The sequence below is a fragment of the Bacillus sp. FSL W8-1141 genome (assembly GCF_038593205.1).
Taxonomy (GTDB): Bacteria; Bacillota; Bacilli; order Bacillales; family Bacillaceae; genus Bacillus; species Bacillus altitudinis.
The window spans coordinates 3,304,587-3,329,448 of the sequence record NZ_CP151973.1; the positions used below are offsets into that span (position 1 = coordinate 3,304,587).

At 42.5% G+C, this 24,862-nt stretch carries 22 protein-coding genes; 7 read left to right on the forward strand and 15 right to left on the reverse strand.

The genetic code is table 11. The features are described 5' to 3' along the window. Positions 1-39: 39 nt before the first annotated feature. The 8 genes from NSQ52_RS17005 to NSQ52_RS17040 all read right to left on the reverse strand — a co-directional run bounded on the left by NSQ52_RS17005 (position 40) and on the right by NSQ52_RS17040 (position 8,592). On the reverse strand, positions 40-1,308 hold the full coding sequence (locus tag NSQ52_RS17005; protein WP_035389707.1) for an ABC transporter substrate-binding protein: 1,269 nt from the start codon (positions 1,306-1,308) through the stop codon (positions 40-42). Between the two features lie 99 nt (positions 1,309-1,407). Next, positions 1,408-2,829, reverse strand: coding sequence for a response regulator (locus tag NSQ52_RS17010; protein ID WP_342473637.1), 1,422 nt, complete (start codon positions 2,827-2,829; stop codon positions 1,408-1,410). Next, positions 2,823-4,265: a sensor histidine kinase gene (locus tag NSQ52_RS17015; RefSeq protein ID WP_217967767.1), complete on the reverse strand. Its 1,443-nt coding sequence runs from the start codon at positions 4,263-4,265 to the stop codon at positions 2,823-2,825. Before NSQ52_RS17015 ends, NSQ52_RS17010 begins: the two co-directional genes overlap by 7 nt. Further along, a complete protein-coding gene (locus tag NSQ52_RS17020; RefSeq protein WP_047946929.1) occupies positions 4,262-5,263 on the reverse strand; it encodes a sugar-binding protein in 1,002 nt (333 codons plus the stop codon). Before NSQ52_RS17020 ends, NSQ52_RS17015 begins: the two co-directional genes overlap by 4 nt. A gap of 70 nt (positions 5,264-5,333) precedes the next feature. After that, a complete protein-coding gene (locus NSQ52_RS17025; RefSeq protein WP_024719272.1) occupies positions 5,334-5,789 on the reverse strand; it encodes a GNAT family N-acetyltransferase in 456 nt (151 codons plus the stop codon). Positions 5,790-5,898: 109 nt separating this feature from the next. After that, complete coding sequence (locus tag NSQ52_RS17030) at positions 5,899-6,507, reverse strand: bifunctional 4-hydroxy-2-oxoglutarate aldolase/2-dehydro-3-deoxy-phosphogluconate aldolase (protein WP_024719273.1); 609 nt, start codon at positions 6,505-6,507, stop codon at positions 5,899-5,901. Beyond that, positions 6,479-7,495, reverse strand: coding sequence for a sugar kinase (locus NSQ52_RS17035; RefSeq protein ID WP_082627033.1), 1,017 nt, complete (start codon positions 7,493-7,495; stop codon positions 6,479-6,481). The genes NSQ52_RS17030 and NSQ52_RS17035 overlap by 29 nt, the downstream gene beginning before the upstream one ends. 86 nt (positions 7,496-7,581) lie before the next feature. Beyond that, entirely contained in the window at positions 7,582-8,592 is a 1,011-nt protein-coding gene (locus NSQ52_RS17040) for a LacI family DNA-binding transcriptional regulator (protein WP_138279080.1), read from the reverse strand. A 257-nt stretch (positions 8,593-8,849) separates the two neighbouring features. On the opposite strand from NSQ52_RS17040, the gene kduI reads away from it, so the two are divergent. The 5 genes from kduI to NSQ52_RS17065 all read left to right on the forward strand — a co-directional run bounded on the left by kduI (position 8,850) and on the right by NSQ52_RS17065 (position 14,272). Further along, positions 8,850-9,677, forward strand: a complete 828-nt coding sequence (gene kduI / locus NSQ52_RS17045) for a 5-dehydro-4-deoxy-D-glucuronate isomerase (protein WP_017368169.1) — start codon at positions 8,850-8,852, stop codon at positions 9,675-9,677. Between the two features lie 4 nt (positions 9,678-9,681). Continuing rightward, positions 9,682-10,455: a 2-dehydro-3-deoxy-D-gluconate 5-dehydrogenase KduD gene (gene kduD, locus NSQ52_RS17050; protein WP_058213531.1), complete on the forward strand. Its 774-nt coding sequence runs from the start codon at positions 9,682-9,684 to the stop codon at positions 10,453-10,455. Positions 10,456-10,559: 104 nt separating this feature from the next. Further along, the gene (locus NSQ52_RS17055) at positions 10,560-12,026 is read left to right on the forward strand and encodes a spore germination protein (RefSeq protein WP_024719277.1); all 1,467 of its coding nucleotides are present in this window, start codon (positions 10,560-10,562) and stop codon (positions 12,024-12,026) included. Positions 12,027-12,029: 3 nt separating this feature from the next. Next, the gene (locus NSQ52_RS17060; protein ID WP_342473641.1) at positions 12,030-13,130 is read left to right on the forward strand and encodes a GerAB/ArcD/ProY family transporter; all 1,101 of its coding nucleotides are present in this window, start codon (positions 12,030-12,032) and stop codon (positions 13,128-13,130) included. Then, on the forward strand, positions 13,127-14,272 hold the full coding sequence (locus NSQ52_RS17065; protein WP_342473642.1) for a Ger(x)C family spore germination protein: 1,146 nt from the start codon (positions 13,127-13,129) through the stop codon (positions 14,270-14,272). The genes NSQ52_RS17060 and NSQ52_RS17065 overlap by 4 nt, the downstream gene beginning before the upstream one ends. A gap of 204 nt (positions 14,273-14,476) precedes the next feature. Here the strand turns inward: NSQ52_RS17065 and NSQ52_RS17070 are convergent, their stop codons facing one another. After that, entirely contained in the window at positions 14,477-15,874 is a 1,398-nt protein-coding gene (locus NSQ52_RS17070; protein WP_058337012.1) for a bifunctional glycosyltransferase family 2 protein/class I SAM-dependent methyltransferase, read from the reverse strand. A gap of 136 nt (positions 15,875-16,010) precedes the next feature. Beyond that, positions 16,011-17,375 (reverse strand): sugar porter family MFS transporter, encoded by a 1,365-nt coding sequence (locus NSQ52_RS17075; protein WP_342473643.1) that lies wholly within the window; start codon positions 17,373-17,375, stop codon positions 16,011-16,013. 270 nt (positions 17,376-17,645) lie between these two features. Here NSQ52_RS17075 and NSQ52_RS17080 point away from each other — a divergent pair, with 270 nt between their 5' ends. Then, positions 17,646-18,611, forward strand: a complete 966-nt coding sequence (locus tag NSQ52_RS17080; protein ID WP_017360001.1) for an LCP family protein — start codon at positions 17,646-17,648, stop codon at positions 18,609-18,611. Between the two features lie 348 nt (positions 18,612-18,959). Next, positions 18,960-19,841: a Cof-type HAD-IIB family hydrolase gene (locus tag NSQ52_RS17085; RefSeq protein WP_342473644.1), complete on the forward strand. Its 882-nt coding sequence runs from the start codon at positions 18,960-18,962 to the stop codon at positions 19,839-19,841. 56 nt (positions 19,842-19,897) lie between these two features. Here NSQ52_RS17085 and NSQ52_RS17090 read toward each other — a convergent pair whose 3' ends face one another. The 5 genes from NSQ52_RS17090 to pgsB all read right to left on the reverse strand — a co-directional run bounded on the left by NSQ52_RS17090 (position 19,898) and on the right by pgsB (position 24,226). Then, positions 19,898-21,121, reverse strand: a complete 1,224-nt coding sequence (locus NSQ52_RS17090) for a C40 family peptidase (protein ID WP_342473645.1) — start codon at positions 21,119-21,121, stop codon at positions 19,898-19,900. A gap of 106 nt (positions 21,122-21,227) precedes the next feature. Then, on the reverse strand, positions 21,228-21,398 hold the full coding sequence (locus NSQ52_RS17095) for a hypothetical protein (RefSeq protein WP_008343253.1): 171 nt from the start codon (positions 21,396-21,398) through the stop codon (positions 21,228-21,230). Next, positions 21,395-22,561 carry a CapA family protein gene (locus tag NSQ52_RS17100; RefSeq protein ID WP_342473646.1) on the reverse strand — a complete coding sequence of 389 codons (1,167 nt, stop codon included), beginning with the start codon at positions 22,559-22,561 and terminating at the stop codon, positions 21,395-21,397. Before NSQ52_RS17100 ends, NSQ52_RS17095 begins: the two co-directional genes overlap by 4 nt. 18 nt (positions 22,562-22,579) lie before the next feature. Continuing rightward, a complete protein-coding gene (gene pgsC / locus NSQ52_RS17105; protein ID WP_007497520.1) occupies positions 22,580-23,029 on the reverse strand; it encodes a poly-gamma-glutamate biosynthesis protein PgsC in 450 nt (149 codons plus the stop codon). A 15-nt stretch (positions 23,030-23,044) separates the two neighbouring features. Beyond that, positions 23,045-24,226 carry a poly-gamma-glutamate synthase PgsB gene (gene pgsB, locus NSQ52_RS17110; RefSeq protein ID WP_007497522.1) on the reverse strand — a complete coding sequence of 394 codons (1,182 nt, stop codon included), beginning with the start codon at positions 24,224-24,226 and terminating at the stop codon, positions 23,045-23,047. Between the last annotated feature and the right edge of the window lie 636 nt (positions 24,227-24,862).

The window sequence follows — 24,862 nt, forward strand, 5'->3', positions numbered from 1 at the left end:
TAAAAAAGAGGCGATGCCTAACGGCCGCCTCTTTCATCTTTATTTCATTGAATCTTTTAAAGAAGAAACGAACTGACTGCTGTCTTTTTGTGTCACGAAAATATTGACGGCTTGGTTCGCCTTCGTGACAAAACCTTCTTCAGCAGCTGAGCCATGCGCAAGAGACGGTGCGAGCTTTGACTCTTTAAACGCCTTCATTGCCGATTTTCCATATTCATCATATTTTGATACGTCTGCATCCACACGTGCCGGTATTGACCCTTTCAACGGATTAAACGCATCCTGTCCTTCCACAGATCCTAAGACAGATAAGAATTTTTTCACGTTTTCTGGCTGTTTGACACCCTTCGGCAGTCCGAATGTATCCGTGATGACCATAAAGCTGCCCTCCGTACCAGGAGTAGCCACGTATCCAAAGTCTTTATTCACCTTCAAATCTAGATCATTCACAAAGTATCCTTTTGCCCAGTCGCCCATGACATTCATTGCAGCTTCCCCTTTTGCCACGAGCTGTGAGGCATCCTGCCAGTTACGCGAGCTATGATCGTCGTTGACGTATTCGAGCATACGTCCAAAGATGTCTGCCGCTTCCTTCACTTTTGCATCATCCATTTTTAAGTCGCCCGCCCAAAGTTTTTGATAGTCATCTGCACCTAGTACACCTAGAAGAACGCTTTCAAACAAATGAGTCGCTGCCCAAGGTTCTTTATCCCCAAGCGCAAGTGGAGTAATCCCTTTTTTCTTTAAGGCATCGGCTGTTTTGAAAAATTCATCAAACGTCGTTGGCGGTTCTAAGCCCTGATCTTCAAATACTTTTTTGTTATACCAAAGCACATTGCCTCTATGAATATTCACTGGAACGGAATAGATTTTCCCGTCTTTGCTCACAAGGTCAATCAGTGATTCTGGAAATTTATCCTTCCAGCCTTCTTTCTCATAAAGGTCATCCAGCGGCTCCATTTTACCTGCGGCTACCCAGCTCTCATTCAGCTCTGCTCCCCCGTGTACTTGGAAAGTAGCTGGCGGATCATCTCCTTGCATCCGGCTTGTTAGAACAGCCTTTGCATTCGTACCAGCGCCACCAGCGACAGCTGCATTTTCAATGGGAATGTCTTTATTTTTCTCTTCAAACAATTGAATGAGTGCCTTCAGTCCGTCTTCCTCACCTGCACCAGTCCACCAAGAGAAAATTTCTAGTTTCTCCGCTCCGCCCTCTTTTTTTGCATCTGAGTTCGTCGATGAACTGCAAGCAGAGACGACCAGCATACAGAGTGCCAATAAAGTAAAGCCTAATTTAAACTTCATCATGGATCCCCCATCCCTATTTTGTAAGCGTTATCAAAATAAGTATACTGGCAGATCCTTGCCTTTTTTCAGGCAAACTTCTTCACTTTTTTATGAAATTCTTCATTTTTTTACGACCTGTTTTCGATATTCCTTCGGTGAACAGCCAACCATTTTTTTAAACACACGACTGACGTAATTCGGATCAGTATATCCTGCTTGATAGGTGATTTCTTTTAAACTAAGCGAACTCTCTTTCAGTAGCTTCTTCATTTTATCCATCCTACAGGTCGTCACATATTCTTTAAACGTCAGACCTGTCTCATCCTTAAAGCGTTTGGTGAAATACGTCGGGCTTAAATCAACATAGGCGGCCGTTTGCTCCAGCGTGATATGTTCGCAAAAATGTGTTTGAATGTATCGTTTCGCCCGTTCTATATCATTCACCGTCTGGGTTCTTGCTTCATACAGATCAAATAAATGTTCACAGCATTGGCGGCATTCTGTTTCTGTAGTGATAGCTAGAATCGGCACATCTGCACGAAGTCGTGATTTGAGTAAAATGAGCAGCTCTTTCACATGAGAAATGGTTGCCCCTTCTAATTGGAAGGCATCATAGTAAGCAAGAGCATCATCTCTTCTCCCTTCTTCTAGTGCCAGCATCATGTCATCGGCAAGCTCAGGCAAGTTGATCAATACGTAAGGTTGTCTATCTGTATAGTAAAAGCCATAACGAACCGCACCGTCATCTTTTTTTCGCTGATAATAGGAAAGCTTCGCTTCTGCCGCACTTTTCTGAAGTTGAAGTGGATTTGAGACAGGATGACCCATGCCAACAATGACAGGTGAATGCTGCTCGCTTGTCATGGCAGCGCGAATGGCTTGCAGTACATTCGCCTTTAGATGACCAGGTGATTGACGGCTGTAAATCAAGCATGTAAACAGCTCACCGCTCACTTTGATAGGCACTGCTTGAAAAAGAGCAGACTCCTGCAAATGATTCAGGAGTTGATCCCCGCCTGTCCGCTGAACAGCGATCACTAGACCTGCTTGAAAATCCTGAAACAGCCGCTCAAACACTGTGGAGGAATAAGATTGACCGTTCAACACATGAGCTTCCAGCCATTTTGACTGCTGATTGACTTTCTCCGCCTGCCGCAGGGAGACCTCCTGCTGAATTTCTGCCGCAACAGAACGAATCGCTGTAATGGTTTCGTCTTTATCAGCTGGTTTGACAAGGTATTGTTTGACCCCTTCCTGTATGGCTTGCTTGGCATAATCAAATGTATCGTAGGCTGTCAGCATAATAAATTTAGTATGAGGACAGCTTGCTTTGATCTGTTTGATCGCTGTGAGTCCATCCATGCCTGGCATCTGAATATCCATGAGCACAAGGTCAATTGGCTTAGACCGCGCCAATTCCACCGCCTTTTTTCCATTCGCAGCTTCCCCTGCAATATGACAGTCTGGCAGCCATTCGGTCATGAATTTACGCATCGCCATTCGTTCAATTTTTTCATCATCCACAATCAGCACGTTCAGCATGCTCGCTCCTCCTTGATTGGTATTGTCAATTGAATGGTGGTCCCTTCGTTTGGCTTTGAATCAATTTGAAGGGCATCCTGCACTCCGTAAAACAAACGCAGCCTCGACATCACATTTCGAAGACCAATTCCTGTCGAGTGACCTTTACTACGTGTGTCTGGATGATCTTCTTCCTCTTGCGATAGCAACCTCTTTTTCTCTTGATCACTGATGCCAAGTCCATTATCCCGAATCCGAATCATGACAAAGCCATCATCTCGATCAATAGAGAGCTCTACAAGCCCCCCCTCCTCTTTTGGTTCTACCCCATGAATAAAGGCATTTTCGACAAGCGGCTGCAATGTAAGGCTCGGAATGTGAACAGATAGACACGACTCATCTATGGTCGTTTTGCATGTAATACGATCGGAAAATCTTGTTTCTTGTATATGAAAATATTCTTTTACCACTTTCACTTCTTGTTCTAACGTAACAGATGCGCTGAGAGGAGATAGCGAATACCGCATCAGCGTAGAAACGGATTGTATCAATCTCGATGTCGCATCAGCTGATTCTAAGTACGCCATACGTGAAACGATGTTTAATGTATTAAATAAAAAATGTGGATTCATTTGGTTTTGTAGTGTTTTCAGCTTCATGTCTTTAATTTTCTGATCTAAAGCGGCCTTTTGTTTCATCTCTTCAATCATGACCTTCATCTCTCGCCGCATTCGCTCAAAGGCATGATTTAACACAGAGATTTCGTCCTTCGATGACACATGCAAATTCGGACCATCAAAATTTCCTTCTGATACTTCTTTGGCACTTCGAGACAGATGAACGATCGGTCTTGAAATTCCACCCGCAATGATATAGGCCATCCATAAAGCGATGCCTATCGATAATGTAAACAGACATAGAGTAAAAAGCGCATACGTTTGATGTCTTTTTTGAAGGGATTGGTAGAGTACTTGATACTCAGATAATTCATCATCCAAAAGAGTCATTGTCTGCTCTTGGATATAAGAGGATACGGTTCTTACTTCTTTCACACTTGCAGCATATTCTTTGATTTTCCCTTTTTTGACATGATTCATTGTCGCATCACTTTCGTTTATGAGCGTCCGCATCATATATTGATATTTTTCAATGGAGGGGATGGCGGCATGAAGCCCTGCATCTTTGAGCAATGCTTGATCATATGATGTCATTTTCTGTTTTGATTCAGCATACCCCTTGGCAAACGCCTGATCCTTTTCGATGGCAAAGGCGTTGACCTTTTCATACATCGTTTTTGCCTCTGTCGAAATATCATTCAGCAGGAGAAAGGAACGAAAGCTCTTGCTATATTCTGATGTGATTTTTGAACTGCTCCAATACACAAAAAAAGCGGCCACATTACCAAGGAGCACAAGAATTAAAAATGCCAATAATAATTTACTTCGTATTTTTCTCATGGCTGAACCCCCTGTGGTCTTTCCGTTTGATGAAGGGGCAGGTCTCCTCGCCGAATCACACTCGTCCCTGTGTACTGCAGCGGTTCTTGTTTATCTCCTTGCTGCAAACGAACAAGAGATTCAACCGCTTGATAGCCCATTTCATAAGGGTGCTGTACAACCACTGCATCAATTTTCCCATCATCCAGCGCTTGAATCGTATCAGGCAGAGTATCAAATGCGAGCACATAAACATCTTTAGACGAATGATATTGCTCTGTTGCTTGAATAATGCCGACACCGTCTAATGCGCTTGTTCCATAAAATGCGGTGAGCTGCGTATGATCATTTAACAATTTATACGCAGCGCCGGAAGCACCTGATTTCGTAATCGCCGACTCTTCTATTCCAGCAATATGAATGCGTTTCTCACCAGAGACGGCATCTCGAAACCCCTTCACGCGAAGCTTCTGGTGAATCGCATCAAGCCGTCCCGTCACAATGCCCACATACTGTTCGCCTTTTGTATCGGCGATGAGTGCCTGTCCGGCGATAAAGCCAGAATAATAGTTATCTGTTCCGACATACACTTGACGCTTGCTCCCCTCTGCATCGGTATCGACTGTGACAACATCTATACCTTTCTCTCTTGCTTTTTGAAAGAGCGGTTTGTATCTCTTTGTATCAAGCCCTTGCGTCATAATGCCATCCACATGACCAGCAATCGCCATATCAATGGTTTTTAGGTGATCATCCAAATCAGCCTGCTTTGGACCTAGGTATTCAAGATACACCCGATGAACTTCCGCCGCATCAGCAGCTCCCTTTTGCACCAATTGCCAATATTCATTATCAAGTTCCTCCGGTACAAGAACAAAGTGATATTGATAAGTTGATACCGTCTCATCGGAAGCGCTTTCTATTTTAACTAAATCTTGACCTAATACAGATAAAAAAAGAACAGATACGACACAAAATGTGAGAAATGCGCCCATTCCGAACACCTTCGACCATTTCATTCACATTCTCCTCCTTCCATTGTTGCCGCATAAAAAAAGAGCTGCTTATAAAAGCATACTCTCTCGACCTCTATAATTCCTTTGTCATAAATAAACTGTTCGGATCTTCTTGGTATGAACCAAAAGGCGGACAATATTGAAATCCAAAGCTTTCATATAATTTTCTTGCCGGTTCAAAGAAAGCAATCGCACCTGTTTCAAGGCTGACTCTTTTATACCCCCGCCGCTTCGCCTCTTGGAGAAGGTGGGTCAACAGATGCTTCGCCACGCCTTTTCGCATATGGGCTGCTGCCGTTCTCATCGATTTGAGTTCACCATGTTCACTTGATAGCTCCTTGATGGCTCCGCAGCCAAGAAGCACCTCTCCATCCCTTGCACTCCATACTGTGACATCATGTTTTTTCAGATGGTCTAACGGAAGGGCATGAATGCTTTCTGGCGGTGAATGTTTTTTCATCTCTTCTAAATGAGCTTTAATCAATTGTTCAATTTGACCATCTTTTAGTTCATCTTGTTGAATGTACATATCGACCTCTCCTTTATGCTCATTTTATGTGAAAAGAAGCGCCTTCCCATCTTTTATGTCAGATAAACGAACAAACAACCGGCAGTCATCAGCCGGTTGTTTATGTGAACTACATGATGGTGGAAGAAAGAACAGCCTGTAATTCTTCTGCTGTACTGCTTTCAAGCTGGCTGCCGACACCTACTGCAACGGCTCCTGCTTCAAGCCACTTTGGCACATCGACTGGATGAATGCCTCCTGTTGGGATGAACTCAACCTCTGGAAACGGACCTTGCAAATTTTTCATATAGGACAAACCGAAGGAGCCGCTCGGAAAAAGCTTTAACACGCTGTATCCATTTGCTTTTGCCTGCATAATTTCACTCGGGGTCAAAACACCTGGCACGTAGAGTATATCGTGAAAAGATAGGTGCTCTCCGATAGTAGGAAGATATCCAGGGCTAACGATGAATTGAGAGCCGGCTTCAATGGCTGATTGTGCCTGCTCAAGCGTTGTAATCGTTCCAGCTCCGACAATCAAGTCGTGGTCATGCTGGTAAGATGCAATGATCCGCTCTGCATTGGGCGTGGTATATGTCACTTCGATGGCCCGCACCCCTTTTTTCTTTAAACGACCAATCATCTCTATCCCGTCTGCTTCACTACCTGCTCTGACCACCGCAATGAGTTTACAAGCTGCGAGCTTCTCTTTAACGCTCATACTTGCTGACTTTCCCATACCTCTCATCTCCCTTCATATCGTGTCGCCTTTGATATCGTTTGGCTTCTTTTATAAATGCCTGAAGCTCTTTTCGAGTCGGCAGGCCCTCGTGATCTCCTGGGGACATGACTGCAAGTGCTCCAATGGCATTGCCTCTTGTCACCGATTTTTCATATGATAATCCGTCCAGCAGACCGCTCATCACTCCCACTGCAAATCCATCACCAGCTCCGACTGTATCCACGACATGAGACACATGGAAACCATCCACTACACCTTGGCCGGATGCACTTTTGAAATAGGCTCCTTCCGCTCCCAGTTTAATGACCACAAGCTTGACGCCTTTTTGTAAATAAACATCCGCAATCGCTTCCGGCTCATGACATCCAGTGAGTCTTTGACCTTCTGCAAGCCCTGGGAAAAACCAATCTACTTGAGCAGCCATCTGGTTCACCGTATGAATCATGTCTTCTTCCTCTTCCCATAGTTGCAGTCTAAGGTTCGGGTCAAAGGAAATGGTTTTTCCTGCTTCTTTCATTTCTTTAAGGGCATGAAAAGAAAACGCTCTCATTTCACTAGACACAGCAGGCGGGATTCCGGTCATATGAAGATGTCCTGCCTGCTGAAAATAAGTGGACGGGAAATCGCTTGGGTTCAATGTGCTCGCAGCAGAGCCTTTTCGGTAGTACGTCACATCAGGGTCTCCATCGATGACTTTTGATTTAAGCAATATTCCTGTTTTGGCTCCATCATTTGAACGGAGTACTGCCTTCGTATCGACCCCTTCTTTTTGAAGCTCTTCTAAAATAAATGTACCAAGTGAGTCCGCCCCGACCTTACTCATCCAGCCTACGCTAAAGCCTAATCTTGCCAAGCCGACCGCAACATTACTCTCTGCACCAGCAAGTGCTTTTTGAAACGTATGCACTTGGTGAAGCTCGCCAATTTCTTTTGCATAAAACATCGCCATTGATTCCCCAAATGTGATCACATCCAATGCTTTCACTCATTTCTCCCCTTTCTTGGTACCGGTTTCAAAACAGTTGAAAAAGAGAGAGCATGCACGTATGTATACTCTTCTCTGCCTAACGTTTATAAAGATTTTCTCACAATGATTTCTCCATCAAGTTGAATGGTCTGGGGTGCACTCTTATCCCCTTCAAGACGCGTCTTGATTTTTTGCATCGCCGCTTTCCCCATCTCATGAGATGGCTGCGCCACCGTAGTGATGCCTGGCCCGATCAGCTTATACCATTCTGTATCATCAAATCCGGCAATGCCTATCTCCTCAGGAATCTTTACCCCAAGATCGACAAGTTCACTGATGAGCTTCAGCATGAGTAATCCATTGCCTGCTAAAATCGCTTTTTTCTGATGGCTTGATTGTAAAAAACGACAAATCTCATCTCGCATTTGTTCCTTTTGCTTCAAATTGATTTCTGCAATCATAGGTGTCTTATGTTGACTCATCGTCGTCTGTTCATAGGCTTCTTTTCGTTCTTCACGTGGACTAATCCCATCGACCGGCTCAGTAAAGAAAGCGATATGTTCGTAGCCTTTTTCATACATTTGGTGAAGTAGACGAGCCGTGATGTCACGGTTATTCGTTGTGACGGTATCGACCTTGAGTTCAGGTAACTTACGGTCAACAAGAACAATCGGTACACCGTTTTGCTTAAAGTCTTGCAAAATGTCATTGTTTTGACCGGTCGTATTAATGATCAGCCCTTCAATATAATGCGCATTCAGCTTCAGAAGCATTTCTCGTTCTTTTTCTGGACGATTATCTGTGTTGCACACCATGATGCTGTATCCATATTCATCACAAATCTCTTCCACACCACGAAGTGTCGCAACAGAGAATGGATTCGTAATATCAGCCACAATAAAACCAATGACCTTGCTCTTTCTTACTTTCAATCCTTGGGCAAGCTGACTCGGACGGTAATGGAGCTCCTCAATGGCTTTTTTAATCTTTTTTACCTTTTCAGGAGAAATTTCATTTGTTCTGCCATTGATGTATCTGGATACCGTTGATTTTGAGACACCTGCATATGCTGCAACTTCGTTAATGGTGACTTTCGTTTGCTTTTTCTCTTTCATACAAAAAACTCCCAAGATTGATCTTCTCATTTGTTTCGAAACCGATTTCAAATAAACTTAAAAAAAGCATACCACAAGTTGAACTGTATCAGAAGATTTTTTTCATGAACATGAAGAAAAAAAGCTTTTATACAATTAAAGAAAGCGATTTCAAATTAACGGTTGACGCCGCTCTCTTTTTCCTCTAGAATTTTCCTTGAAACCGATACCAAATAAAACAATCATATGTTTCAGATGGAAAGGGAGGCTTATCTCAAATGGAAAATCGTTATGCTGTACATCCTGAGCAGGTCAAGCGTTTTACAACAGAGGAACTTCGTCGTCATTTTCATATTCCGACACTCTTTGTCAGTGGTGAATTGAAGCTATATTATTCGCATGAGGACCGTGTGGTGATTGGCGGTGTTATGCCGACATCAGAACCGATCAAGCTAGATGCCGGCGACTTTTTACGTACAGAATATTTCCTTGAAAGACGGGAAATTGGCATTGTGAATGTCGGCGGCCAAGGTACGGTTACAGTCGATGGTGAGTCATTTGTGCTGGAGCATAAAGATTTCTTATATATTGGACTTGGACACGAACATGTACAGTTTGCTAGTTCATCAGGTGAGCAGGCCAAATTTTATCTTGTGTCAGCCACAGCTCATAGAGCGTATCCGACACAAAAGGCTGCGATTGCTGAATTAACACCGAATCATTTAGGGGAAGCATCCGCCTCGAACGTACGGAATCTGTATCAGGTCATTCATGCAGACGGCATCCAAAGCTGCCAGCTTATGATGGGCATCACTCAGCTTGAAACCAATAACACATGGAACACGATGCCTGCTCATATACATGACCGGCGGATGGAAGTGTACTTATATCTTGATATAGAGGAAGACGCACGTGTCTTTCATTTTATGGGGGAGCCATCTGAAACGAGACATCTCGTTGTAGCAAATGAAGAAGCCGTCATCTCACCTGCCTGGTCCATTCATTCAGGCTCAGGTACCGCAAATTATTCATTTATTTGGGCAATGGCGGGAGAAAACTATACGTTTAAAGATATGGACTTTGTCCCGATGGACCAGCTGAGGTAATGAGATGACGACGACATCATATGTAGCGTCCCTCTTTTCCCTCGAAGGCAAAACAGCTCTTGTCACAGGTCCTGGAACTGGTATTGGGCAAGGTATTGCCGTAGCGCTTGCCCGTTCAGGTGCAGATATCATCGGCACCTACCACCATACGCCGCTTGATGAAACAAAAGAACTTGTCGAACAGACCGGCAGATCATTTCATGCGATTCAAGTAGACTTTGCAGATCCTAAGTCCGCAAAGCGGGATGTTGATGCCCTTTTAAAACAGCATTCAATTGATATTTTGATCAATAATGCTGGGACCATTAAAAGAGAAGAGGCTGCTCAATATTCAGAGGAAAACTGGCATACTGTCATGGATGTGAATATCAACAGTCTCTTTTTCCTCACGCAAAAGGTCGGACAGCAGATGCTGAAAAAAGGGCAAGGGAAAATTGTCAATATCGCTTCCCTTCTATCATTTCAAGGCGGTGTCTTTGTTCCCGCTTATACAGCAAGTAAGCATGCTGTCGCAGGTTTGACGAAAGCTTTTGCAAATGAATGGGCAAGTCAGCATATTCAGGTCAATGCGATCGCGCCTGGTTATATTGCAACCAATAACACGCAAGCCATTCGTGACGATGCGAACCGGAATGAAGAGATTCTGAAACGAATCCCCGCTGGACGCTGGGGACGGCCTGAAGATCTAGCAGGTGCCGCCGTCTTTCTCAGCTCCCCTGCCTCTGATTATATGAACGGTCATATTTTAGCCGTAGATGGCGGCTGGCTGGCGAGATAAACATGTGAAGAGAATTCCTATTTTAGGGGATTCTCTTTTTTCTATTTGCATAATTCTTCTCCTTCCGAGTCACTCTATAAAAAAAGACATGAGGGTGAGGTATTATGAAAAGTCGTATTGAACAAGATATAGAGTCCGTCATTCAGCGTGTCAAAAGCTTTGCCGGCAAAAGTGATGATATCGTGTTCCACTCTTTTTCATTTGGTCCTTCCGCTGTCTCTGCATGTCTCGTGTACGTTGAAGGACTCACAGAATTTGAGATGCTTTCCAAACAAATTATTTCACCTATGCAAAAGGAACTGACCATCACTGAGGTCGACCACACCACACTTTCTCTCCTTTCTAAAACGTTCTTTGGTATTCAAAATGATGTGCTGGAAGATATGAACCTTGCCATCGAGCAGTTATACAGCGGCAGGGCTATTTTATTTGTGGATAGGGCCACTCAAGCTCTTGCGCTCCATACGAATCTTTTTCAATTTAGAGAAGTAGAGGAGCCGCAATCAGAAGTCCTTGTTAGAGGACCAAGGATTGGATTTATTGAAAATCTTGAAAAAAACACGGCATTGCTTCGTGAAAGAGCAAACGATCCGAACCTTGTCATTCAAAAGGTAAACATAGGAACTCGCAACAAGAAATCTGCTGCTCTTGTGTATGTTCGTGATATCGCAGACCCCAAACTAGTAGATGATGTCTTCTCTCGTATGAAGCAAATCAAAATGGATGATATTCCTGAGAGCGGCTACATAGAACAGCTGATTGAAGACAGTCATATCTCTATTTTCCCGCAGATTCAAAATACAGAACGTCCTGATCGGGTGATTGCCTCTGTGTTAGAAGGAAAGGTGTCTATTTTGCTCGATGGGACGCCGTTTGCCCTCATTATGCCGATGACTCTCACTGCCTTGATGCAATCACCGGAGGATTATTATCAAAGATGGACAAGTGCGACTCTTTTGCGTTTGCTCCGTTATATTGCCGTGCTTTTGACGATCTTTTTACCGGGACTCTATATCGCCCTTGTTTCCTATCATCCTGGTTTATTACCAACACGAATGGCACTTACCATCGCAGGCAGCCGGCAAAATGTGCCCTTTCCTCCTGTAGTGGAAGCCATTTTGATGTCGTTTACGATTGAACTGCTGCGGGAAGCTGGACTTCGTCTTCCTAGGGCGATCGGGCAGACGATTGGACTGATTGGCGGCGTCATTATTGGACAGGCGGCTGTCCAAGCCAATATCGTCAGTGCCTTAATGGTCATTATTGTGTCTCTGACGGCACTAGCCGATTTCACTGCTCCATCATATGATTTCAGCTTCCCCTTACGCATTCTGCGGTTTATGGCCATCTTCAGTTCAGCCATGTTTGGATTATACGGCCTCATCATGTGTTATTTATTTGTACTTTGTCACTTGATGCAGCTAAAGACCTTTGGTTTTGACTATTTCACACCTGTTTTGTCTTCACCGTTTTCAGATTTAAAAGATACGTACGTTCGTTTACCAATAGGGCTATTTAAATCGAGACCGAAAACAGCCAAGACAAAAAATCTCAAAAGACAAGGAGAGTAAACGATGTACATAGCTGAGAAGCTATCATTGTTACAAGTCACCATTCTGTGCAGTTCTACAATGATAGGCGCTGGAATTTTAACCATTCCTCGCAGTTCTGCCAATTCAGGATTCCCTGATGGCTGGATCATTGTATTAATACAGGGAGTCATCTTTGCTTTCGTTGCTTTTTTGCTAGGTTGGATTGCGGAGAAGAATGCACCGGATACCATTTTTGAATCGAATACAAAAGGAGCCGGTGCATTCTTTGGCACGATCTTTAACCTAATGCTGATCGGTTATTTACTAGCCATTGTGGGCTTTGAGGCGCGTGTACTGGGGGAAGTGGTTCAGTTTTTCCTGCTGCAATCGACCCCTATGACGGTGATTGTGATGATTTTTTTACTTGTGGCCACCTATCATTTAAAAAGCGGAATTTTTCCGGTAGTGAAAATGGTGACATATATTTATCCGATGACCATGATCATTTACATTGGGCTCATGCTGTTTAGTTTGAAAATATTTGATTTTGATTACTTACGCCCGGTAATGGCTCACGGGTTTAAAGATTTTAGTAATTTGTTCTCTCAAACATTTATTCAATTTACAGGCTTTGAAGTCATTTTGTTTGTCGTACCGCTTATCTATAAAGACAAATGGTCAAAAGCGAAATGGGCCGCAGCGATCGGTGTAGGGATCACCACACTTATTTACTCCCTCACGCTCTTTATTGTGATTGGTTCCATGACGGTTGGAGAAACGAAATCACTCACCTGGCCCACTGTCTCCCTCATTCAAGCGCTAGAACTAGAAGGGGTCTTCATTGAACGCTTTGATATTTTCTTACTGACGATCTGGACGTGCCAGCAGTTTATTTGTATGCTTGGCTTTTTCCAATTTGCTATTAAAGGCTGTCAAACGGTTTTTAAGACAACCAATTTAACGAGACTGCTATGGTTGCTGTTTTTGCTGACCTCAGCTCTCTCTCTTTTTCCGAGAAATATCAATGAAGTCTTTTACTACTCGACTTTACTCGGCTATGCATTATTCGCTGTGTTAGCGATTCCTTTTTTAACAGCTGTTCTGCTCATGATACGTAAAAAATGGGGAGGTCGATCTGCATGAAAGGACGGCGTTTATGGCTCACCTTTCTGTCTTGCTGTCTTTTGATTTTATCGACAGGCTGCTGGGACTTAAAGGATATTGAGAAATTATCGTTTGTACGCGGTGTTGGCATTGACGAGGAAGATGATAACGGAGTCAAACTCACCTATCAAAACCTTGTCCCTAAAATGGGCGGAACACAAGAAGCAGATTCCCCTGGCTATGTGAATGTCGTCTCAAAGGGGAAAAATGTACTGGAAGCAGTCAGCAATGTCGCTTTGAAGGACCCGCCGATTTACAGTGATCACCTCAAAATCTTTTTGTTTGGCAAAAATCAAGCCGAGCATCATGATATTCAAGGAACACTCAACCACTTTATACGAGATGATGAGGTTCGAAGAAGCAGCTACCTCTTAGTGTCACGGCATGAGGCTTCAAAAGTCATCAATCAAAAATTAAAATCACAACAAAAGGTGCCAGTTGAGCATATTTTTGAAACATCAAAAAACCGGAGCTTTAACGGGAAGATTTTACTGCCAACACGTATTGGCCGAGCGTCGGATTACTTTCAGATGGGTACAAGCTTTCTTGTCCAAAGTGTGGATGTCGTAAACGGAGAACTCAACTATGATGGTGCAGGCATTATCCATGGAAAAACACGAAAGCTGATAGGATTCATTCCAGCAAAAGATGTCCAATCTTTAAACTGGGTTATGAATCGCATCTCAGGCGGAGTCGTACCCGCCACCTACAAAGGCTTTCCGATTACTTATGAAATCAAGAAAGCAAAGTCCAAGATTGAACCCTATCTGAAGAACGGAAAGATTTCCTTTAACATTAGTGTACAAACAAACGGGAAACTATCAGAAGATCAATATCCCCCTGAAAACTCATACGATGAGCAATACATCAAACGATTTGAGCGCATTTTTGAACGCAAAATCAAAGAACGCATTCAAAAAGCTGTCCACCACATGCAAAAAGAAGTTGGTGTTGACCCGATCCTTTTAAATCGGCAGGTGCGCATCAAGTATCCAGACTTTTGGGATCAGCACCGCAATGAATGGGATACACTATTTCAAGAAGTAGACATTGCATATGACGTCAAAGTTAGCATTTTGAACTTTGGTGCAGAAGGCGCAACGAAAAGCTTTAAATGGTAGCACAAAAAGCGGTCATCCGCCTTAGATGGTTGACAAAGGGCTAAAATGAACTTTGTTTTAGCCCTTTGTCTTCTTTTCAGCGTGATAGAAAACCTTTGCAGTCTAGGAAGGACGAGTACCGGAGCGGAGCGAATGAAGGATTCGCGAGCACCGGCGCGCAGGACTGACAAAGAATGCGAGGGTTTGCCTACACGCTGAGGCGGATTACCCGGAGGGGGAACCGCCTTTTTTACGTGCAACGATCAAAAGCTGATAGAGCGTCACTTGATCAGATAATGCTTTTGTTTGAAAGCCAAGTGACTCTCCTACTCTCGCCACTTCGTCAAAAAACAATTGAACGTTTTGATCAATTGGCACATTGATCGGCTGTTCAATCACGCGATGAAACAAATGGTCTGGAAAGAGCGCCCGCATTGTGTTTGGTGTGAAAAATCTCATATGTGTTCGATCTAAAATCCCCACATCTTGATACGTAAAATCACCTGCCATTAAAGGCAGCAGTACTTCCGCATGCATCATATTAGGTAAGCAGCAAATGATCACGCCACCTGGTTTTAAAGACGCATGCGCTTGAGCTATCAACTGCCATGGGTCTGACACATGCTCTAACACATCAGAAAAGATCACAGCATCAAAAAAAGCTTCTTTCTCTGACCAAGGATACGCCTCCGCTTTTGTCTCAATCACTTCTTTGTAATACGCCTTTGCCATCTCTGCTTTTAATGCATCCGCCTCTACTCCGTACATGTCAACGGACTGCCGGTTGATCAGTTCAAGTCCTGTCGCCCCAGCACCACAGCCAACATCCAGCACACATCCGGCATCCTCAGGGAGCAGTGTTGCAAAATATGGATGGGGCGTTATCAGATTTAAATCAATGCCCCATTTATCTAAAAAACGAAGCCTGTTCTCCGCAAACAATGTAGAGATGTTCGTTTCTTCATTGGCATTGAAGGTAGCATGACCGTGATGATGCACAAAAGAATCATGGACGATTTGCAGCTGGTATCCCTTCAGCAACGAACGCAGACAAAGGTCATCATCCTCAAATGATCCATATACAAATCGCTCATCAAATAACCCTACATCCTCGATCAGCTCTCTTTTGACCAGCAGACAAAAACCAACAAGTCTATGCACATATGTTCTTTGACCTTTTCTCGAAGCCGTATATGCCTTCGCAAAGGCAGGAAGCTCCTTCACATCTGTGTAAGATGGCTGAACGAGCTGAGGACCACTCACATAATTGGAGACAGGGCCTACCATGCCAATACGATCTGATGCAAAAAGGGCTTCTCTTAAAGGCAAAAGCCAGTTTTCGGTCACAATCGTGTCGTTATTTAAAAAAAGAAGACTATCTCCTGTTGCCTTTTTCGCCCCTTGGTTACAGCCCTTGGCAAAGCCTTGATTCTTCTCGTTGTCAATCAACACGACATCTTCCAGTTGTCTCACATATTCCTTTGTTCCGTCTGATGAAGCATTATCCACGATAATGAGTTCATATTCATCACGCCGAGTATGCTTCTTGATACTGTCGATACATTTTTTCGTTAGGTGCAGTTCATTGTACGTCAGCATCACAATGCTCGTTTTTCCTTTCATCTCATTTCCACCTTTCGCCCGCCTGTTCCATATGTATGTCATAGGCAGCACGTTCAGAAGATGAGTGATTGTTCTTTCTTGATTAAACGTTTGTTTAACAAAGGAAGACCAGCTGCCTCATGCAGCTGGTCTTTTTTCATACCGTTTCCCCTTCATCATTCACGACGGCACGGTTTCTCTTTTTTAAATCTTCTTCAATCTCTTCAAGACTTTTCCCTTTCGTTTCTGTGACTAAATATTTCACAAATAAGAAGGCACCTATGCCGATGGCTGCATAAATAAGGAAAAGGTTACTGATGCCAATTGCACTTAACAAGGTTGGGAATGTGAGCGAGATGATCAAATTCCCTGTATGCAGTAGGAAGGTCGATACCCCCGTACCAATTCCCCGGACATGTACTGGGAACAGCTCCGGCAGCATCACCCATACGACCGGGCCCCAGCTGACAGCAAAAATGACGATGAAAAGTCCTAAACATATAATCGTCGTCCACCCTGCAGCTGTTGATCCCTCGAAAAAACGATTGACCACTGCTAGAACAATCAAACTAAGAACCATCCCTACATTTCCAAATAGGAGTAACGCTTTCCGCCCGACACGATCAATGATTTTAATCGCAACAAACGTCATGACAACATTGACTGCACCAATTCCTACAGTTCCTAAAATGGCTGCTGAATCGCCAAAGCCGACACTTGTGAATGTTTTTGGTGCATAATAAATGATCGTATTTGTCCCAATAAACTGCTGTAAAAAGGCTAAGCCGACACCAGCAATTAAAGCGGGGCGCACCCATGGCTCGAGTAATTCCTTAAGACCTCCTTTTTCTTCACTTTCTGCTTTTTGAATATCCGCAATTTCGTCTTCAACTTCTTGCTTACTTTGTCTAAGTTTTAACAATATTTCTTTCGCCCGGTCCGCCTGTCCTTGGACAAACAGCCAGCGAGGACTTTCTGGCATAAACAAAATACCACATAACAAGAGCACAGAAGGAACAACGGCAATTCCAAGCATCAGACGCCATGCCTCTGCATCTGCTAAAACGTAGTTCACAATATAGGCAAGAAGAATACCAAATGTGATCATGAGTTGGTTTAATGAGGAAAGTGCCCCTCTTGATTCCTTTGGCGCAAGTTCAGATAAATATAATGGAACAATCGTCGTCGAGCATCCGACAGCAAGTCCTAGCACGATTCGGAATAAGACCATGACCTCCGTATTCGGTGCAAGGGCTGTTCCAAATCCGCCGATAATAAATAAAATGGCTGCGGCGATTATCGCTTTTTTCCGTCCGAATTGATCTGTCAGTTTTCCAGAAAGAGAAGACCCGAGCATCGCCCCGATTAAAATCGAGCTGACCACAAGTCCCTCTGTAAATGCATTTAAACCTAAATCCTCTTTCATAAATAAGATAGCGCCAGAAATGACACCTGTATCGTAACCATATAAGGCGCCGCCAAGTGCGCCGAAGAAATAAAGCCACCCATTCCGATTTTTCATGATCATAACCCCTCTTTTATCTATGTAATGACTAGATGTTTCTCTATGAAAAATCATTTTCCTCACTTCCTGTCATTTCAAACATTTCGATGTTTTATGACAAATATATTTCATTTGCGTATCATTGAAACTTTTTTAGATAAGGAAACGTCAATTAAGCGTTAGTGAAAAAAATGTCGCACTATATCCCGTTTTAAGGTATATTTGTTTTAGTTTGTAAGCAGGAAGAAGGACATCTTTACTATAAAATCATAGCGAGGGTTTAAATATATGGATCAAACAAGAAGTAAACGCAAAGGCAAAAAGCGTTTAAAACCATGGGTGAAAGTCACTCTTTTTATTTTTGGTATTCTTTTACTGACAACCGCTTCTGTCACCGGCTATGCCTACTATAAAGTGACATCGGCTGCAAAAAAAGCACAAGTCTCTCTAGACCGCGGTGCACAATCTGTCAAACGGATTGAAGCATTTGATCCTGGGAAAGACAGCTTTTCTGTCTTGCTGCTTGGCATTGACAGCAGACCAGGCGAAACCGTCAAACAAGCACGAAGCGATGCAATGGTATTAGCGACAGTAAATCGTACGAATAAAACCGTGAAATTATTAAGTATTCCAAGGGACTCATATGTTAATATTCCAGGTCATGGTTATGACAAAATTACACATGCACACGCATTTGGTGATGCAGACCTCACGGTGAGTACAGTTGAGAATTTACTAGATATCCCTGTCGACTTTGTGATTGAAAGTAATTTCAAAGCATTTAAGGAAATTGTGAACGAATTGAATGGTGTTTCCGTTAACATTAAAGATGAATATGTTGTGAAACAGATTCTTAAAGATACAAAGGGCAAAGTTCAGCTGCAAACGGGTACTCACACACTAGATGGTAATCAAGCTCTCGCTTATGTGAGAACAAGAAAAGCAGACAGTGATCTCATGCGTGGACAGCGTCAAATGGAAGTTTTAAAAGCCATTTTCGATAAATCAAAATCAGTAACGTCTATTCCGTCTTATGACAATATCATAGATACTCTAGGTGATAACGTCTCAACTAACCTGTCAATGAAAGAACTAGTCGGTCTTTTCCCACTACTCACTTCATTGAAATCTGTTGATACGATTCAACTAAAAGGATCTGATTACCAGCCAAATGGCGTTTATTATTACCAATTGGATCAAAACCAACTGAACGAAGTCAAAACGGAATTGAAGAAACAGCTTGAATTATCATAAAAACAGAAAGCGTCCTTTTGGGCGCTTTTTATGTGTTGAAAAAGGTGTTTGCCCTTTTTCTTCTTTTAAGCGTGATAGAAAACCTTTGCAGTCTAGGAAGGACGAGCACCGGAGCAGAGCGAATTTGACATTCGTGAGCACCGGAGCGCAGGACTGACAAAGAATGCGAGGGTTTGTCTACACGCTAAAAGCGTCCTTTTGGGCGCTTTTTCTTATATCCTTGATCAATTGACCATTTTTGTTTAGCCTTAAAGAGAGGAATCCACAATCCGACTCTTTCATGAGAATGAAGGAAATCGTACATACTTTGAAGAGGCTATTGCATGAATGAAGGAGGATATAACAGCAATGAAAAAGATGATTGCGATTGATTTAGACGGTACACTCTTAAATACGAAAAGTGAAATATCCGCTCAAAACCGGCAAGCATTGATTCGTGCGAAGGAAGCTGGATATATTGTGACCATTTGTACAGGGCGCGCGACTTTTGATGTAAAAGAGCTTCTTGGGGATTTGGACATTCCCATTATTGCGGCAAATGGAGGAACTGTCCATACAGAAGGGTACAAGCTCTTCAGCAGAATCACCCTTGATCAAGAAGCTGGAAGACGTGCTGCAAAGGAATTAGTGGAACGGAACATTTATTTCGAGATCTATACAGACGATGCCCTCCTTTCCCCATTTGATGGAAAAGAAAAGCTCAAAGCTGAATTTGATATGATCAAAAGCGCCAATCCTCATGAGGATGTAGCTGATTTATGGGAAGGGGCGATGACTCAATTTAAACAGTTTGGTATCAAACCTGTCGATGACATCCGTCAAATTTTTGAGTCGAATGAACCAACCTATAAATTACTATGCTTCTCCTTTGATATGAATAAGCTGCAAGAAGCACGAGATCTTCTTTCTAAGATGCCTGAGCTCTCCTTGACCTCATCTGGAGAACATATCATTGAGGTACTGCCAAAAGAGTCAGGCAAAGGACATGCCCTCAAAAAACTTGCAGCCCATTATGGCGTAGACCGATCCAATATTTATGCGATCGGTGACAGCCCCAATGATCTATCCATGTTCGATGAAGCAGGACACAGGATAGCGATGGGGAATGCGGTGGATGTCATTAAAGAAAAAAGCACCTATATCACAAAAGGCAATCATGAAGATGGCGTCGCCTATTTTATTGATCTGCTTTTGCAGAATCAATTTCAAGAAAAAAAGACGCTTGTCTGATCAGCGCCTAGTGAGAAGTCGAGAAGTCCGATCCGAGCATTGATCGGGCTTTTTCTTTATTTTTTGATTCTAACGGCCGTCTCATATTTATCCTTCCAATACGTACTTGTTTTCATATTGGTAATGACAACGCCATTTGAAACCGTCACATGAATGACTTGATTTGAACCAGCATAAATGGCCGGCATCAACGAAGTCCCTTTAAAAAAGACAAGATCTCCTGGCTTTAGTTCCGATCGTTTCACAGGTGTACCTGCTTTAACTTGTCCCGATGCATAGCGAGGCATCTCAATTCCAAGCACTTCTTGATAGATATACTGCGTGAATCCTGCTGTATCAAAGCCTTGCTTTGGGCTCGCACCACCTTTTACATAAGGTACTTCTCCAATATACGTAGCGGCTTTTGATACGACTGGGTCTTCTTTCGCTAGTTTCAGCTCAGTTAATCGTTTCGCACCTGTCCATTTCTCACGCCAATACGATTCAGACAAATAAGAAATCGTCACACTTTCCGAACGGCTCGCATGAATAAAGCGGTCTCCTCCGATGTACATTCCTACATGTGAAATTCCTTTTTTATACGTGTTGCTAAAAAAAACAAAGTCTCCAGGGCGAATATCGTCTCGTGCTACTTTCTCTCCAACCATCCATTGCTGCTCAGCACTTCTTGGCAAATAAATCCCAAGTGATTTTTCAAACAAATATTGTAAAAAACCTGAACAATCGAATCCTACTTTTGGATCTGATGCCCCGAATACATAAGGGATTCCTAAATATTTCATCGCATCTTTCACTAGTTGATCATCCGACATCTCTTGGGAGACAGGCAGCCGTTTGACCGCATAGAACCGATCGGTCCAATATTTACTTTTGCTGACATCTGTTTTCACCACCCCTTGACTGAGTGTGATGTGGATCACTTGATCATTTCCAGCGTACAAAGCAACATGTGTCGGGATGTCTTTTGTTTCTTCAAGACTGCGAAAATAGACAAGGTCTCCGGGCTTCGCTTTTCCCCATGATACGTTTTCACCGATTTGGTATTGATCGATCACCTTTCGCGGCAAATGAAATGCACCTGTTGTTTTGTATACATATTGTATAAAGCCAGAAGCATCAAAGCCCGTTTTCGGATCGATTCCTCCTTTATGATAAGGCGTACCTATCAGCGTTTCCGCTTGTTTTAAAGGAGATGTTGTTTGAGCAGACACCTCTGTTTGAGACATAAACATGAGTCCTACAATGGCACATCCTCCAAGCAGTATTCCTTTCCATTTCATCCTCTCTTCCTCCTTTCTTTTATAGTTTCGACATGACCCCTTTCATTTTACACCTTTTTCCGTCAAAAAAGAGCACGCCTCGCGTGCTCTTTTCATCATCATTTCTTTATTTACTCGCTTCCGCTTTTGACTGCTTTTGCTGTTCAATTTTCTGCATTTCAACCGAGATCTTTTGTTTCTCATGATCTGTGAGGCTGTCACTAAATTTAAAAGCAGACATAAAGACAAAGACTAAAATTAACGCAACAAACGGCCAGCTTGCTTTAAGGAATTTCATTTTTTATCCTTCCCCTCGTTTTCTTTTAATGTTTGAACTTTATCAGAATGATCGACTTCAAAGAAAATATGTCCGTCTTTTTCTTTCCAATCCGCATTCGTACCATTTGTCAGCATACGGATAATCGATTTTGATTCAAGAGATCCTGCTTTGACTGGAGCAGGTGTCGCTTCTTTGATGTACATTGGAACCACTTCAAATGTCGCTTTTCCATCTTCATTCAGATGATACTGAACAATGGCAGAATCACGTGTTCTTGACCAGCCTTGGTCAAAAATAAAGTTCCCCAAGCTATAGAAAATCGCTGTTCCGTTATAGACTTCCATCGGCTCAAGAACGTGCGGGTGTGCACCGATAATGATATCAGCACCAGCCTTTGACATCGCTCTTGCCAGCTCTCTTTGTCTGTCGTTTACTTCATTGTTATATTCCTGTCCCCAGTGCGCATGAACAACAACGATATCTGCCTTTTCAGCAGCTTGTGAAATCATCGGAATAAAGATAGATGGATCAGCTGGCAGAATACCTGCCTTGCGATTTGTTGCTTTAAAATCTTTTCCATATACATCTGTAAAACCAAGGGTAGCGATTTTAACGCCATTCACTTCTTTGTATGAAATGTTCTGCTTCGCATCTTTGACGTTGCGCCCTGCCCCTGTATAATCCATGTCAGCTTTTTCAAAGGCATCAATCGTGTTATTTAAGCCTTTTTCACCGTAGTCTGCTGCATGGTTATTCGCAAAGTTTAGTACAGAGAAATTCAAATCCTTTAACGCTTGTACAGAATCTTCATCTGTTTTCAAATGAATATTCTTTTGTGCTGCCTGTTCCTTATCTGAAGCCACTGGATGCTCAAAATTCCCAGTTACATAATCTGATACATCAAAATACGGCTTCGCATAGCGGAACAGGCGCTGCTTTCCATAGCGGTCTGTTACTTTCTCTACATTTCTTCCAAACATAATATCTCCGACAAACGAAGCGGTCAAGATGTTTTCTGGATTCTTTTCTACAGTTGGTACTTGTGCTTTCCCGATAAATGTAAATAGAAATGTACAAGCAATGACAATCGGTAAAGCAATCAGTACGTGTTTATTCGTCTTTTTCTTTTGGTTCTTTGTGATTTTCAGCAGCTTTTCCTGAAAGCTCAATTTTTTATTCATCATTGGACACACCTTATCTTAAAATAGATAGTAAACATACATGATGGCAAATGTTGCACCACTTAGAAGTAATGTGCTTCCAAGGGTAATCGTAAGACCTTGCTTTTGAATCGTATTCGCAATCAATCCAGGCACGATGATTCCGATTCCGCGGAATTCTGCTATTTCAAACGGAACCACTGGATAGAAGAAATCAAATATGAGCTTTAGGGCAATTCCTGTAATCAGCATCGCCGCAAACTTTCTGCGTCCGTACAAAATCATAAATTTCGATAGACCAAAACGAACGATCACATATGTCAGCAAGCTGACAGATAAAACAACTAAAATGAAGACTGGCTGGTTAAAGACGAGCGCCAGATAACCTGGAACAACCAACCCAGCTGGTACGATTCCTGTTTTTTCTGCAAAGATTAAACTGAGTAGAACACCTAAAATTAACGAGATATAAAGATCTGATCCGAACATTTTCTATATTTCCTCCTAGCTGACAAGCTGCTTAATTTTGTATTCTTGAATTTTTTCGATTAAAGGTTCAGCGGCGCCGTGAATATTGCCGACTCCATAAACCACTCGATTATGAAGCTTTTTCTCAAGCATGTTCATAATTTGTTCTGTAGATTGATATTCAAGGTTGTGTAAGTGGTCAGCCGGAATTTTTCCATCCTCAAATGCCTTCACAATTGGATCTGTCGTTTCACCAATTAAGACAAGATCACTTGCTTCAATATAAGGAAGTACATCCTCCGCAAACTGGATCGTTCTATCTACGCGATCCGCACGACAGTTCATGATAATAATCGGTTCATCTGTTGGATACCCAATTTCCTTCACACGCTTCCAAATGTTCAATGTAGATGCTGCGTCATTAGCCGCAAATCCATTTACAAAATGTCCAGGTGTTTTTGCGTCCATTAATGGAAGAATTCTCATCGCTCCTGGATCAGGCGGCGCATTTAACATGCCTCTGAATGCCGTATCTTCATCAATTCCCAATGCTTGTGCGACACCAAGTGCAAGTGAAGCATTATCCGGGAACACCATGTACTCAAATTTCCGTAAATACTCATCGGTAATCTTGGAATTATCTGCAACAATCACTTCAGTATTGCGTTTTTTCGCAATCTCTTTAAAGAAATCTGTATATTCACTATCCGTAATAACCAAGTGCCCATTGTAAGGAATTGTCGCTGTAAAGGCTTCAGCTATTTCATCAAGAGTTGGCCCCATCACATCCATATGATCTTCAAGAACGTTTACGATCACGCCAATATTCGCTTGAAGCAGCTCTTCCTGAAAGATAATTTGGTAATCTGGATTCACCGCCATACATTCACTGACGATGGCATTTGCTCCTCTTTCAACGGTTTCTCTCATAACTTCTTTCTGCTCTCCGATATTCGGTCCTTGCGGTTTCCTTTTAATCGGTTTCTCTTCTGGCGTATCCCAATAAATCATTCTTGCATCCGTTCCTGTTGTTTTGCCGACAGTTTTATAACCTGCCTCCATTAAGATACCGGTTGTCAATCTTGTAACGGTAGACTTTCCGCGTATACCATTAATATTGACGCGTACCGGCAGGGCATCGATATTTTTCTGATGACGCTTCTTTTCAATAAAGCCAATCCCTAACATGATGACACAGGCTATAACGATTAACCACATCGCTTATCTACATCTCCTTTTTTTATGAGTGTGATATGTAAATTCAATCAACAGTATATAGGTTCAGCATAAAATCACAATCGGTATTATGTAACATAATCTTTCACTTCCTCGTATGCCAAATTCCTCTAATCAGAAGGCGTATTTGCCTATCTCACGCTCAAATGAAAAGGCCAAAAGACGGACAAAATGACGACTGAATTTCTGCTTCAAACAAGAGAAAGCGTTACCATCAAGCAGTGAAAAATCTTTTGTCCTTTTCTCCCTAAATTTTTCGACAATTATTAAGATGTATTTTGAATCAATGTTTTAAAGCCCTCTCATCTCTACGAAATCAGTCATATCAGCGCTTTAAATGAATAGTGCGTGTTTTAGAATATTTTATATTTTTAAATGAACAGGTTAGAAAGTCATCCTCATTGGTCAGAACGCTATGTGTTGACCTATGACAAAGGTCACCTCTCAAAAAATCAAGTCATCTGCTTATTTTCAGGTCACAAAAAATTGGGATAAGATGTCAAAGATTAATCATTTTGTTATAGCCTCTTTTTACGATATTCACTCCTTATGACCTAAACAATGAAACATTATTCATTTCTTTTTATCAAGATTCATCATTTCTTAACATTTTTAATG